We start from the raw sequence: 13,733 nt of genomic DNA, 5'->3' as shown, positions 1-13,733 counted from the left end.
TTAGGTGCATACAACATTAAATTTTTGGTTAATCATATTCTGATAATCATCAGTATTCGCTTAACTTCAAATCCCTGCGGTCTTTGATAATCTGTCAGAGCAAAATACCCTGACAGCCCAAAGTTCTTTTTACCTACAACAGAGCCGGACTTAATTCGAACTCTTAAACAATTACTTAGACTACTGTTGATTGGTCTACTCTAATACCTACGCCCATTGTGCTGGACAAAGATATCTTCTTAAGATATACACCTTTAGAAGCAGCTGGCTTTGCTTTATTTAAAGCATCAACCAAAGCAATAATATTTTCTTTGAGCGCTTCAGCACTAAACGATGCACGGCCGACTGTACATTGCACAATACCACCCTTATCTGTACGGTACTGAACCTGACCAGCTTTTGCATTTTTTACTGCAGTAGCAACATCTGGAGTCACGGTACCGACTTTAGGGTTTGGCATCAAACCACGCGGCCCAAGAATCTGCCCCAATTGTCCAACAATACGCATTGCATCAGGACTTGCTATTACCACATCAAAATCAAGATTACCGGCTTTAACTTGTTCGGCTAAATCTTCATATCCCACAATATCCGCACCAGCTGCTTTTGCAGCATTTGCTGATTCGCCTTGAGCAAACACTGCCACACGAACAGACTTACCCGTTCCCTGCGGAAGCACAACAGAACCACGCACAACTTGATCAGATTTACGTGCATCAACACCCAAATTTACTGACAAATCAACGGATTCATCAAATTTTGCTGTGGCGATTTCTTTGACCAGGCTTAATGCATCGACCAATGGATATGATTTATTGCTATCTACTTTTTCACGAATAGCTTTTATTCGTTTCGATAAATGTGCCATCTTATACACCCTCCACTTCAATACCCATACTACGTGCACTGCCAGCAATTGTTCTAACAGCGGCATCCATGTCAGCCGCAGTTAAATCCGGCATTTTGGTCTTTGCAATTTCTTCAGCCTGGGCACGAGTTAGTTTACCTACTTTGTCGGTGTGCGGACGCGGGCTACCTTTTTGAAGCCCAGCGGCTTTCTTAATCAGAATAGTCGCCGGAGGCGTCTTCATGATGAATGTGAAACTCTTATCTGCATAAGCAGTTATCACAACAGGGATTGGTAAGCCAGGCTCCAAACCTTGAGTTTGCGCATTAAACGCTTTACAGAATTCCATAATATTCAGACCACGTTGACCCAACGCTGGTCCAATAGGAGGACTTGGATTTGCCTTACCTGCAGGCACTTGTAGCTTTACATAGCCAACAATTTTCTTTGCCATTATTACTTCCTTTTAAAATGAGTTATAACGCGTTTGAGGTCTCTTTTGAATCTTTGACCCTACTTCGCTCCTCTTCCAGAATTCAGTTGCTCTGGATCAACCTTTTTCGACTTGACCAAAATCAAGTTCAACAGGCGTTGCGCGCCCAAATATCAACACTGACACACGCAACTTACTCTTGTCGTAGTTAACATCTTCGACATTTCCATGGAAATCGGTAAACGGCCCTTCAGTAACACGCACTGATTCCCCCACTTCAAACAGCGTTTTAGGCTTGGGCTTTTCAACCCCTTCCTGAATCTGATGAAGAATATTCTCAACTTCTTTATCACTAATCGGCGTTGGCTTCATTGCCGTACCACCAATGAAGCCCGTTACTTTAGGCGTACTTTTTACCAAATGCCAGGATTCGTCGGTCATATCCATCTGAACAAGCACATAACCAGGGAAAAACTTACGCTCGCTGATGCTTTTCTGGCCAGCCTTCATCTCGATGACCTCTTCAACGGGCACCAAAATTTCACCAAATTTATCTTGCATACCAGCACGCTCAATTTTCTCAAGCAATGCTCTTTGTACACTTTTTTCAAAGCCCGAATAGGCATGTACTACGTACCAACGTTTAGACATTAATCCCCCCGGCCCATCAACAACTTGACTGCCCATAAGAGGCCCGCATCCACGAACCAAAGAAAGATGGCCATAACGATAACCAGCAAAAACACAACACCCGTTGTTTGCAAAGTTTCCTTGCGCGTTGGCCAGACCACTTTCCTGGCTTCACCCCATGAGTCCTGGCTAAAAGCAAAAAACTGCTTCCCCGGTTCTGTATACCATGTAGTTGCTATTGCGAGCATGAGCCCGACTAACACAGCAACAACACGAATAACCATTGCTTGTTCGGCTAGCGCGTAATAACCAGCAATACCAGCTATTAGCAACAAAACCGCCAAACCCAATTTAATTTTATCTGCCATATTTATGATTTGGGTGATTAAATTTGCCTTAGAGCAATCTTATTAAATAGCCACAAGAAAACGACCTATTTAACCTTTTTCTCTTCAGCTCCTACATGTACATTTAAATGGCAGGCCAGGAGGGCCTCGAACCCCCAACCCTCGGTTTTGGAGACCGATACTCTGCCAATTGAGCTACTGGCCTTTAAACGTGAAAGTTCAGCAGTGCAACTCTGAATTCTATCAGAATTCAGAGTCATTCACAGCAGAACCATTTTCGAGTACCGCGTTTGCTTTACTCGATTACTTTAGCAACAACACCGGCACCAACGGTACGACCACCTTCGCGAATCGCGAAACGCAGTCCTTCTTCCATCGCTACTGGCGCGATTAATGCGACGGTGACGGATACATTGTCACCCGGCATTACCATTTCTGTTCCTGCTGGCAATTCGACTGATCCGGTTACGTCTGTGGTACGGAAAAAGAACTGCGGACGATAACCATTGAAGAATGGGGTGTGACGACCACCTTCATCTTTACCCAACACGTAGATTTCTGCAGTGAATTTGGTGTGCGGGGTGATTGATCCTGGCTTTGCCAGAACCTGGCCACGCTCTACATCTTCACGCTTGGTTCCACGCAGCAATACACCTACGTTGTCGCCTGCCTGACCTTGATCCAGCAGTTTGCGGAACATTTCTACGCCGGTACAGGTGGTTTTGACAGTGGCTTTAATTCCAACAATCTCTACTTCTTCACCGACCTTGATGATGCCTCGCTCAATACGGCCGGTTACTACTGTTCCACGACCTGAGATGGAGAATACATCTTCTACAGGCATCAGGAATGCGCCGTCTACGGCACGTTCCGGTTCCGGGATGTAGCTGTCCAGTGCTTCTGCCAATCTGAAGATGGAGGGCTCACCGATTTCTGACTGGTCACCTTCCAGCGCTTTCAGTGCTGATCCTGTTACTACCGGGGTGTCATCACCCGGGAAGTCATACTTGGATAGCAACTCGCGAATTTCCATTTCTACCAGTTCCAGCAATTCCGGATCATCTACCATGTCTGCTTTGTTCATGTATACGATGATGTAAGGTACGCCAACCTGACGCGCCAACAGAATGTGCTCACGGGTCTGGGGCATTGGGCCGTCTGCTGCAGATACCACCAGAATCGCGCCGTCCATCTGCGCTGCACCGGTGATCATGTTTTTGATGTAGTCAGCATGCCCCGGGCAATCTACGTGTGCGTAGTGACGCTTTTCTGTTTCATATTCTACGTGGGAGGTGTTGATGGTAATTCCACGTGCTTTTTCTTCCGGTGCGGAGTCAATCTGGTCGTAACCTTTTGCATCGCCACCAAATTTCTTTGACAGAATCGTGCTGATCGCCGCTGTCAGGGTGGTCTTACCATGATCTACGTGACCAATTGTTCCCACGTTTACGTGCGGTTTTGTCCGCTCAAACTTGCCTTTTGCCATGATGATTTTTCCTCGTTAGTAACCAAACAATATATAACTTGGCACCGTGGAGCAGGATTACCACGCGCTGCCTGCCCTTCTATATTTACCGGAATTTACGCCAACATTTCCTGCCGCCATAAATTCCAAATTCAATCTATGGAGCCCATGATCGGAATTGAACCGATGACCTCACCCTTACCAAGGGTGTGCTCTACCCCTGAGCTACATGGGCAATAAACCAACTCCAACACTTTACTGGAGCGGGTGAAGGGAATCGAACCCTCGTCGTAAGTTTGGAAAACTTCTGCTCTACCATTGAGCTACACCCGCTTTTTCGCACAGTTCAAAACCAATTAACTGCACCAAACTTTTCCCCTGCTCACATAAAAGCAGAGTTTTAATTCCGCCTAACTGCATCAAGGTGTATTTTGGTGGAGGGGGAAGGATTCGAACCTTCGAAGGCAGAGCCGTCAGATTTACAGTCTGATCCCTTTGACCGCTCGGGAACCCCTCCAGACTAAACCGCATATTATGCATTATTCACACAATATGTGTCAACGCATATAAGCAATGAATTCACTTATGGCTTTCACCTTAAGTACATCACCTACCTTCGATTAATCGAAGGTAGGGTTTATTGATGGTGCCGGCAAAAGGAATTGAACCCTCGACCTTCTGATTACAAATCAGCTGCTCTACCAACTGAGCTATGCCGGCGGAGTGCGCATTATAGATGGTTGTGCACAATTCATCAATATGAAAATGTACAAAATTTTTGACTATTACTTAATTAGCTTCAAATGTGATTTTTTTACAACGGGCTTTTGTGGCAATTTATCCTCAACTTTACTTGCAGGCTTTTGCTGCGCATCAACATCCGCAACAACTCCAACAATTTCTTTGACACCTTCTGGTTCTTTGGGGAAAAACATACCTTGACCATTTTCCCTGGAAAATATGCCAATAACTGCTTTTACTGGCACATACAACTCTCTTGACGCGCCACTAAAACGCGCAGAGAACTGTATTGCATCATTTCCCATTGTCAGGTTATTGGTTGCACTCAAGCTTAGATTAAGGACTATTTCTCCGTCCTTAACAAACTCCATGGGCACTCGCGTCTGCGAATCTACAGCAACCGCTAAATAGGGGGTCAAGCCGCTATCCGAGCACCATTCATATATTGCACGAATGATATAAGGTTTAGTAGATATGTCAGCCACGATCCCTCCCAAGCTTACTTACGCATCACTTTTTCAGACGGCGTCAACGCTTCAATAAATGCGGGGCGCACAAACAGGCGTTCTGCATATTTCAACAATGGTGCAGCCTGCTTTGGCAGCGTGATGGCATAGTGCTCCAGACGCCAAAGTAATGGGGCTATTGCTACATCCAGCATGGAGTAATCTTCGCCCAGCATGAATTTTTGCTTGACGAAAAGTGGCACCAACTGAGTCAGGTTATCGCGAATGACTGACCTGGATTTGTCTGCCGCTTTTTGACTACCATGCTCAATCACACTGACATGTGAAAACAATTCTTCCTCAAAACGGTAAAGGAAGAGGCGTGCTCGTGCTCGCATCACAGGGTCAGCAGGCATTAATTGTGGATGCGGAAAACGCTCATCGATATATTCATTAATGATGTTTGCTTCGTGCAGGATGAGATCACGCTCTACCAACACAGGAACTTTATTGTAGGGGTTCATCACCGCCAAATCTTCTGGCTTGTCATGAAGATCTACATCGATCACCTGAAAATCCATACCTTTTTCGTACAAGACAATGCGGCATCGTTGACTGAAAGGGCAAGAAGTGCCTGAATATAATGTCATCATAGTTTTTTTACTGCTTGAAGTGGTCATTTATACAAAAATTCTCATCTATGAACCGGGCTATTCTGACTTCGCGATTTCAGCAATGAACAGCCATGCGAGCGCCAGGATGAGAAGCGATGCTGTTTCAGACACAAAACAGCATCAGGAAGTTTCAACTTTTCTTACTGCAGGAGCTATTCACCCCTGCATATACAACCAACATCTTTACTACTAACAAATCAATGTATGTCTTTCCAGAACTCTTTCTTCAGATAGTAAGCTACCACAAAGAACACACTCAGGAACAACAATACATAGATACCGAGTTGCATACGAGTGGTTTTAGCTGGCTCACCCATATAGGCAAGGTAGTTAACCAGGTCTCCAACCATCGCATCATATTCCGGCTTAGACAACTTGCCTGGCTTGACCAACTCTAGCTTATGTACTTCATGTTTTTCGCCATGGGCATCGGTGTGCTCTTCTGTATGCAATACCTGCTCACCTTGCAGTTCATACAGAACGTGCGGCATACCCACTTTGTCAAATGCCGTATTATTCCATCCTGTTGGCCGAGTGTCATCGCGATAGAAGCCGCGCAAATAGGTATACAACCAATCCGGGCTGCGTGAACGAGCCACTACAGTTAAATCTGGCGGAGTTGCACCAAACCACTGCTTGGCATCTTTCTTATCCATTGAGATAGTCATGGTTTCACCCACTTTATCAGAAGCAAATAAGAGATTATCCTTAATTTGCCCTTCTGACAGACCGATATCCTGCAAGCGGTTATATCGCATGTAAGCAGCGCTATGACAACTCAAGCAGTAATTGACAAACACTTTAGCACCACGTTGCAACGAAGGATTATCATACGGATTTATCGGCGCCTTATCTAGTGGCACCCCACCCTCGGATGCGAACGCCAACACTGGCGCTAGCAGCAACAAATAGAGAATTTTCTTCATTATCCTGTCACCCTTTCTGGTTCCGGTTTAGTTTTATCAATCTTGGTGTACCACGGCATCAAAATAAAGAAGCCAAAGTAAACCACACTCAACACTCGCGCAATATTTGTATAAAGTGCAGTTGCAGGTTGGGTTCCAAGATATCCAAGACCTACAAAGCTGATTACAAACAATGTAAGCGCAAATTTGTAGATAGCTCCACGATAACGTATCGATTTGACTTTAGCTCTATCCAACCAGGGAATGAAGAAAAGTATCACAACACCTAACCCCATACCTACCACACCCAGAAACTTATCAGGCACCGCACGCAGAATGGCGTAGAACGGTGTAAAGTACCAAAGTGGCACAATGTGCTGGGGTGTTTTCAACGGATTAGCAGGAATAAAGTTATCTGGTTCAAGGAACCACCCACCCATTTCAGGCAACAGGAACACAATGGCAGAAAACACCATCAAGAAAACAATCACACCCACTATATCTTTCACTGTGTAATAAGGGTGAAAAGGAATACCATCAAGAGGAATGTGTGTGACAGGATCTTTGTTTTTCTTAATTTCCACGCCATCCGGATTATTGGAACCTACTTCGTGCAACGCAATAATATGCGCAACAACAAGACCCAACAACACAAGTGGCAATGCAATCACATGGAATGCAAAGAATCGGTTCAACGTCGCATCACCCACCACGAAGTCACCACGAATCCACAAGGATAAATCATCACCAATTACCGGGATCGCTCCGAATAGCGAAATAATTACCTGAGCGCCCCAGAAAGACATTTGACCCCATGGCAACAAATAGCCCATGAAAGCTTCAGCCATCAATGCCAGATAAATTAGCATTCCGAAAATCCAGACCAATTCACGCGGTTTGCGATAGGAACCATATATCAACCCACGGAACATATGCAAATAGACAACCACAAAGAACATGGATGCGCCGGTGGAATGCATGTAGCGGATCAGCCAACCCCAATCCACATCTCGCATGATGTATTCAACTGAGGCAAACGCCAAATTTGTATCTGGCTTGTAATTCATGGTAAGGAAAATACCGGTTACAATCTGAATAACCAGTATCAACAGCGCCAATGAACCAAAAAAATACCAAAAATTAAAATTCTTCGGCGCATAGTATTCAGACAGATGCGCCTTCCAATTCGCGGTCAGCGGGAAGCGATCATCAACCCAACCTAAAAGACGTTGCATTGCATTCATTTATCAAGCTCCCTTGGTGTCTTCGCCGATCAAAATTCGGGCGTCGCTTAGATATTTATGAGGAGGAATCACCAGATTAAGTGGCGCTGGCACATCCTGGAAAACACGTGCGGACAAATCAAAACGGGAACCATGACATGGACAGAACCAGCCACCCGGCCAATCAGCACCAAGATCTGCAGGTCCGATTTCCTTACGGAATGTTGGTGAACAACCCAAGTGAGTACAAATCCCTACAACCACAAGCATCTCAGGTTTAATCGAGCGATTTTCATTTTTGCAGTATTCTGGCTGTTGAGGCTCTTCTGACTTGGGATCCTTGAGACGACTGTCATTTTTCGGCAGCATTTCAAGCATCTCTTTTGTCCGATTTACTATCCAGACCGGCTTACCCCGCCATTCCACTGCAAGCAGCATACCTGGCTCAACCTTGCTGATATCTACTTCAACCGGTGCACCAGCCGCTTTTGCACGCTGACTAGGCAACATACTCTTCACGAACGGTACCGCCACCGCCACTGCACCTACACCTCCAACGGCAGCCGTCGCAGCGATCAAAAACCTCCGCTTACTGCGATCCACTTCTTTATTGCTCATATCCTGATCCCTGTAATGGAAACTGAAAAACTACAAAAACGAGTATTCTAACCAATTTCCACCTGAAATATAAAGCCTTATCTCAGAAATCAACACCACTTCTCATCCAATTGTTTGAATATCAAGGATTTATAATACCCCCTATTTATACTTGACAATATTACTCGACAATTTTATTCTGCTTCACACAGAAACAAAAATTATTAATTTAACAAGGAGGTTCACATGAGTTTCATTTCTGATTTCAAAGCTTTTGCCATTAAAGGAAACATGATTGACCTTGCTGTCGGTGTCATTATCGGCGGCGCATTTGGCAAGATTGTCAGTTCCTTAGTTCAAGATGTCATCATGCCCCCCATTGGATTATTACTCGGTGGCGTTAACTTCAATCAATTGTTTATTAACCTTGGCAGTCAATCTTTCGCTACTCTTGAAGCCGCCGAAAAAGCTGGTGTACCACTTATCAAGTATGGCGTATTTATCAACTCGGTAGTCGACTTTACTATTGTTGCTCTGGTTATTTTTATCGTTATCAGTCAAATCGATAAATTAAAAAAACAACCTTTACCTGCTGATCCAACTACCAAAGAATGTCCACACTGCCTTTCTACTATTCCACTTAAAGCCACTCGTTGTGGTCACTGCACTTCAGAGCTGAAGTAACCCTTTTATTCCTGCCTGATTAATTCCGGCAGGAAATGTCACACAAACATTCCACCAATTTCCCGCTTTCCCCTAATCATCCGTAAAACCTACTGCTTTCGCCATAGCATCGATGTATTCCTACGGGAAATGTCATACTTAGTTTTCTAAGAATCTAACTGATTAAGATATTGCGTTAGACAGGATTATTGATATCAATAAATTGGTGTTCCAGGTCAAATTGCTTTGCCAGATGCTTCCCTAGCGCCTGCACACCATAACGTTCAGTGGCATGGTGCCCAGCAGATATGAACGCCACACCCGTTTCACGCGCCAGGTGGACTGTATGCTCTGAAATTTCGCCCGTTATGAATGCATCAATACCTTGTGCAATCGCTTCAGCAAAATAATCCTGCGCGCCGCCACTGCACCAGGCCACACGTTGGATTTGCTTGGACACATCTCCAATAGACAATGGAATCCTTCCTAATTTTTCTGCGATTGACTCAGATATACTGCCCAAACTTCTTGGCTTCTTTAAACTACCGACTGCCGCTATATTTTGCTCACCAAACCATCCTTCCAGTTCAAACCCCAACTGCTTTCCCAACTGTGCATTATTCCCTAACTCAGGATGAGCATCTAACGGCAAATGATAAGCTATCAGACTGATGTCGTTGTTTATCAGCAAGCCCAAGCGCTTGCGCTTGATTCCCGTCACTTGATGAGATTCATTACGCCAGAAATAACCGTGGTGAACCAATATCGCGTCGGCATTTGCTGCAATTGCTGCCTGCAACAATTCTTGGCTAGCCGTTACGCCGCTGACGATTTTATTTACCACTGGCCGCCCTTCTACCTGCAGACCATTCGGGCAATAATCTCGGAAACCCTCTGCATTCAGCAATTGTCCGGTATAATGCACAAGTTCAAACAAATTCGTCATGGAACCCCCTTAGATGCGTAAACTTTGGCTCATATTTGCTCAAAGCGCAACTATTGCGCTCGCTTTTTTCATGGTCATATCCATACTGAAACCTGAATTATTATCCTGGCGCGGCAATTCAGTCACGATCAAGGAAGTTGCGCCAAGCAGCAAGACTGAAGTGATCAGTTCATACAGCGTTGCGGCCACGAAAGCCATGCCTTCAGTGGTGAATGTGTTTACCAGCAAGGAAGTTCAGGCTCAACGCAATCCATTGATGAACGACCCGATTTTTCGCCATTTTTTTGGTGATCGCATCGAAACCAGACCCCAGCGTGTTTCAAGTCTGGGTTCAGGTGTTATTGTCAGCTCGCAAGGCTATATCCTTACTAATCATCACGTAGTTGAATCTGCAGATGAAATCCAGGTAGCGCTTGCCGATGGCCAATCTATTCCAGCACAAATTGTAGGTACTGATCCGGATACAGATCTGGCAGTATTAAAGGTCAATCTTAAAAATCTTCCGGCGATTACCTTTGGCCATTCTGAAAATGCCAAAGTGGGCGATGTGGCATTGGCTATTGGCAATCCATTCGGTGTCGGCCAGACTGTCACCATGGGTATCATCAGCGCATTGGGGCGCAGTCATTTGGGCATCAATACTTTTGAAAATTTTATTCAGACAGATGCTGCAATCAACCCAGGAAACTCTGGAGGCGCACTTGTTGATTCTTCTGGCAATCTGATCGGGGTCAATAGTGCCATTTATTCTCGGAGCGGTGGTTCTCTTGGGATTGGGTTCGCCATTCCTGCCAGCGTTGCCAAGCAAATCATGGAGCAAATCATTGACCACGGCAGTGTTATTCGTGGCTGGATTGGCGTTGAAGTGCAAGACCTGACACCAGAACTGGCGGAATCCTTTAAACTCTCCTCGCCGAAGGGAACACTCATTGCTGGCGTTCTGAGAAATGGCCCTGCAGACAAAGGTGGCATCAAACCAGGTGACATACTACTTGAGATCAATGGCAAACCCGCCAACGATTCAGCGGATATGTTGAATAAAATTTCTTCTTTAACGCCCAATAGCCAAGCTTCAATTAAGGTATTGCGCAATCAGGCAGAGTTAACTTTACATATATCTGTAGGGAAACGACCCAAATTGCAACAACCGATGGAAGACCAGGGTCAACTCAATTAACGTATAATCAGGGTCAATGAGTGTTCAGTGCGGTAATGTGGGTTGCATAGGAAAACACATCCTGATCCATCTCTTCAAAACCTGACTGCAAAGCTTCCAGCGCTTCTTTATGAAGCTGTTTATCGTTCATTTGCAAACTCACTTTTATTAGCTCACTGCTCGGGGATGGTACGCTGCTATCCCCAATGACTTTTTCTGTAAGCTGCTTAGCCAATAGACTGTTAGTCTGTTGCCGCCATCCTTTTTCTGTGTAGAACATTTTCCACGCCTGGTTAGCGACATTTTTGGCTACGGCAAAATCGTTCTGTTCACCGGTGAGCTTTGCATATCTCAACAGTCCCGCTGCAACAAAAACATAGTCTTCCAGCTCACCTTCGCCCGTAAAACGCCCCTTACTCTTTGCCTTATAAAGTTTCTGAGAGTGCCACATTTCCTCTGTCAAAAATTGTGCGACTTCCCTTGCAGCAGGCTTATAAATTGGCGCCACTTTTGCTGCTTCTGAAAAAGCCATTAATGCCAGTCCATTAAGTGCAGCCAGTCTCTTATCATCTTTGAGAATGATGCGCCCCCTTCTACTTTTTTTTAATTTTGTATATATACGTTTAAGCGTTTCTGATTCTTCTTTGCTTGGCTCTGTAATAGTGATTGGCAAATAACCCCATTCAAATACGCTAGGAGTTGCCATTCCCCAAGTTTTACTTAGCAGCTCATATTCGCCGGTAGACAGCAGGTTTTTTAATGTTTCTTTATCCCACAAATACACACCACCCTCACGTCCTTGAGCATCTATAGCAGAGGTGCTGGTCATAAAACCAGCGGATTCCACGTTATGCAATTCATCCAGAATGAAGTCCAAAGCTTCGAATGCAGTAGTCCGATATTTCGGCATTTTCAACACGTCTGCTGCTCGAAGGTAAAGTAGCGCTAGCTGAGCATTGTCGTAAAGCATTTTTTCAAAATGGGGAACGCGCCAGTCTGGATCAGTGGTGTAACGAAAAAATCCACCGCCTATATGATCCCGCAATCCCTGGCTTGCCATTTTATCAAGTGTCAAATTAAGGAGCATCCTTAATTTGGGTTGAGGGGCTTGATCATAGGCCTCCAGTAATGCGGCAAGCTGTGGTGTCATGGGAAATTTATTCACACTGCCAAACCCACCGTTGAATGTATCGCCCCTAGCCAAAGCTTCTTCAATCAACTTTTCGCGATATCGAACTGCTATTGCTTTGGAAAATTTCGTTGCTCTGAGTTTGTTCAATTCTCCTCCTGAATCAGCCACCTGCTTTGCGATCAACTTCAATTGGCTTGATTCTTCTTTCCAACGGCTTTGAAGGCGTGCAATTACTTGATAAAAATCCTGGGGGGGAGCATAGAGCAGGGCATAGAGCGGGTAGCCTTCCGGGGTAATGAAAACGTTTAGCGGCCATCCTGAACGTCCATTTGTACGTGCAGAAAAGTCCTGCATTTCCGCATCCAGCGATGACATTAATTCACGATCCACTTTTACCGGGATGAAATTTTCATTCAGCAAGGCGGCAATCTGGGGATTGCGATAGCTTTCTTTTTGCATGACGTGGCACCAGTGGCATGAGAAATAGCCAATTGACACGAACAGCAATTTATTTTGTTTACGGGCTAATTCGATTGTCTTGGCATTCCACTCTTGCCATTCGACAGGGTCCTGGCTATGAAGTGCGAGGTAAGGGGAGAGGTTATCTTTGAGTTGATTGGACATGCCCCAAGTCAGCGGGGAGGCGATCAAACCAAACAAAAGCAGGAACATTATTCGCATTCGAATCTCCTGAGACAGGATTCATGCTTAAATTACGGCGCTTTGTTTTGCTCCGAATCTATCGCATCCAATTCCTGATCCATCTCATCTTCGCTCATCGGCTCATAATCCGGTTCTTTTGTCTTGGGTTTGGATATGAAGATGGAAAGCATGATTCCCGTTTCATATAATATCCATAGTGGTATTGCCAGCATGAATTGGGACACTACGTCTGGTGGCGTAAAAATCGCACCAATTACAAACGCACCAACAATGACATAAGGGCGAACTTCACGCAGCTTAGCCACTGTGACCAAATTCATTTTGACCAATACGATAACAGCAATTGGCACCTCAAATGTTACGCCAAAGGCCATAAATAAAGTCAGCACAAAATCCAGATACTTGTTGATATCTGTCATGACTGCCACGCCAGCCGGAGCTGTCTTCGCTATGAATCCGAAAACCACAGGAAAAACGAGGAAATAGGCAAATGCCATTCCACAGATAAACAACAGGGTACTGGCAAATACCATCGGCAATGCCAGCCGTTTTTCATGGCTATACATACCAGGAGCGATAAACGCCCATATCTGGTACAACACATAAGGCAAAGCAACAAGAAAGGCAGCCATCATGGCTACTTTCATCGGTACAAAAAATGGTGTTGTGACATCTGTTGCGATCATCTGACCACCCTTAGGCAAGGCCGCCAAAAGCGGCTGCGCCAGCAAAGTATAAAGATCAGAAGCAAATGGAAACAGACAGACAAACACAAGGATGACGGCAATCAGAGCACGTATTAAACGGCTCCTGAGCTCCATCAGATGCGCAATAAAGCTGTCTTGCGGGGTAGTTTGATCCGGTT

The 13,733-nt window shown here is 45.0% G+C and carries 15 protein-coding genes and 5 tRNA genes; 2 read left to right on the top strand and 18 right to left on the bottom strand.

The features are described 5' to 3' along the window. Positions 1-175: 175 nt before the first annotated feature. From rplA to petA, 15 genes are all read right to left on the bottom strand, one after another. Positions 176-868 carry a 50S ribosomal protein L1 gene (gene rplA, locus EDC63_RS13000; protein WP_124945396.1) on the bottom strand — a complete coding sequence of 231 codons (693 nt, stop codon included), beginning with the start codon at positions 866-868 and terminating at the stop codon, positions 176-178. A gap of 1 nt (position 869) precedes the next feature. Further along, complete coding sequence (gene rplK / locus EDC63_RS12995; RefSeq protein ID WP_124945395.1) at positions 870-1,301, bottom strand: 50S ribosomal protein L11; 432 nt, start codon at positions 1,299-1,301, stop codon at positions 870-872. 96 nt (positions 1,302-1,397) lie between these two features. Continuing rightward, the gene (gene nusG / locus EDC63_RS12990) at positions 1,398-1,931 is read right to left on the bottom strand and encodes a transcription termination/antitermination protein NusG (protein WP_124945394.1); all 534 of its coding nucleotides are present in this window, start codon (positions 1,929-1,931) and stop codon (positions 1,398-1,400) included. Beyond that, complete coding sequence (secE, locus tag EDC63_RS12985) at positions 1,931-2,284, bottom strand: preprotein translocase subunit SecE (protein ID WP_223248177.1); 354 nt, start codon at positions 2,282-2,284, stop codon at positions 1,931-1,933. Before secE ends, nusG begins: the two co-directional genes overlap by 1 nt. Before the next feature lie 102 nt (positions 2,285-2,386). Next, positions 2,387-2,462 (bottom strand) — tRNA-Trp (locus EDC63_RS12980). Between the two features lie 90 nt (positions 2,463-2,552). Beyond that, complete coding sequence (tuf, locus tag EDC63_RS12975) at positions 2,553-3,743, bottom strand: elongation factor Tu (protein ID WP_124946879.1); 1,191 nt, start codon at positions 3,741-3,743, stop codon at positions 2,553-2,555. Between the two features lie 139 nt (positions 3,744-3,882). Beyond that, positions 3,883-3,957: transfer RNA gene (locus EDC63_RS12970), tRNA-Thr, on the bottom strand. Between the two features lie 24 nt (positions 3,958-3,981). Beyond that, positions 3,982-4,055, bottom strand: a tRNA-Gly gene (locus tag EDC63_RS12965). Between the two features lie 99 nt (positions 4,056-4,154). After that, positions 4,155-4,239: transfer RNA gene (locus EDC63_RS12960), tRNA-Tyr, on the bottom strand. A 127-nt stretch (positions 4,240-4,366) separates the two neighbouring features. After that, positions 4,367-4,442 (bottom strand) — tRNA-Thr (locus EDC63_RS12955). Between the two features lie 65 nt (positions 4,443-4,507). After that, entirely contained in the window at positions 4,508-4,948 is a 441-nt protein-coding gene (locus EDC63_RS12950; protein WP_124946296.1) for a ClpXP protease specificity-enhancing factor, read from the bottom strand. Positions 4,949-4,962: 14 nt separating this feature from the next. Continuing rightward, complete coding sequence (locus tag EDC63_RS12945; RefSeq protein WP_124946298.1) at positions 4,963-5,562, bottom strand: glutathione S-transferase N-terminal domain-containing protein; 600 nt, start codon at positions 5,560-5,562, stop codon at positions 4,963-4,965. Between the two features lie 218 nt (positions 5,563-5,780). Beyond that, positions 5,781-6,509 carry a cytochrome c1 gene (locus EDC63_RS12940; RefSeq protein WP_124946300.1) on the bottom strand — a complete coding sequence of 243 codons (729 nt, stop codon included), beginning with the start codon at positions 6,507-6,509 and terminating at the stop codon, positions 5,781-5,783. Further along, entirely contained in the window at positions 6,509-7,732 is a 1,224-nt protein-coding gene (locus EDC63_RS12935) for a cytochrome b (protein WP_132920938.1), read from the bottom strand. The genes EDC63_RS12940 and EDC63_RS12935 overlap by 1 nt, the downstream gene beginning before the upstream one ends. Positions 7,733-7,735: 3 nt before the next feature. Then, complete coding sequence (petA, locus tag EDC63_RS12930; protein WP_124946302.1) at positions 7,736-8,329, bottom strand: ubiquinol-cytochrome c reductase iron-sulfur subunit; 594 nt, start codon at positions 8,327-8,329, stop codon at positions 7,736-7,738. A gap of 225 nt (positions 8,330-8,554) precedes the next feature. Between petA and mscL the strand changes: the two genes are divergently transcribed. Further along, on the top strand, positions 8,555-8,992 hold the full coding sequence (gene mscL / locus EDC63_RS12925) for a large-conductance mechanosensitive channel protein MscL (protein ID WP_124946303.1): 438 nt from the start codon (positions 8,555-8,557) through the stop codon (positions 8,990-8,992). Between the two features lie 175 nt (positions 8,993-9,167). Here mscL and EDC63_RS12920 read toward each other — a convergent pair whose 3' ends face one another. Then, a complete protein-coding gene (locus EDC63_RS12920) occupies positions 9,168-9,917 on the bottom strand; it encodes a Nif3-like dinuclear metal center hexameric protein (protein WP_124946305.1) in 750 nt (249 codons plus the stop codon). A 13-nt stretch (positions 9,918-9,930) separates the two neighbouring features. Between EDC63_RS12920 and EDC63_RS12915 the strand changes: the two genes are divergently transcribed. Further along, a complete protein-coding gene (locus tag EDC63_RS12915) occupies positions 9,931-11,094 on the top strand; it encodes a Do family serine endopeptidase (RefSeq protein ID WP_124946307.1) in 1,164 nt (387 codons plus the stop codon). A gap of 13 nt (positions 11,095-11,107) precedes the next feature. On the opposite strand, the gene EDC63_RS12910 is transcribed toward EDC63_RS12915, so the two are convergent. Together EDC63_RS12910 and tatC are read right to left on the bottom strand one after the other, a co-directional pair. Beyond that, positions 11,108-12,886 (bottom strand): thioredoxin domain-containing protein, encoded by a 1,779-nt coding sequence (locus tag EDC63_RS12910; protein WP_124946309.1) that lies wholly within the window; start codon positions 12,884-12,886, stop codon positions 11,108-11,110. A gap of 32 nt (positions 12,887-12,918) precedes the next feature. Continuing rightward, entirely contained in the window at positions 12,919-13,689 is a 771-nt protein-coding gene (tatC, locus tag EDC63_RS12905; protein ID WP_124946347.1) for a twin-arginine translocase subunit TatC, read from the bottom strand. Between the last annotated feature and the right edge of the window lie 44 nt (positions 13,690-13,733).

Source organism: Sulfurirhabdus autotrophica, assembly GCF_004346685.1.
Taxonomy (GTDB): domain Bacteria; phylum Pseudomonadota; class Gammaproteobacteria; order Burkholderiales; family SMCO01; genus Sulfurirhabdus; species Sulfurirhabdus autotrophica.
The sequence above is the reverse complement of the archived record's forward strand: the minus strand, read 5'-3'. Positions and strand labels throughout refer to the sequence as shown.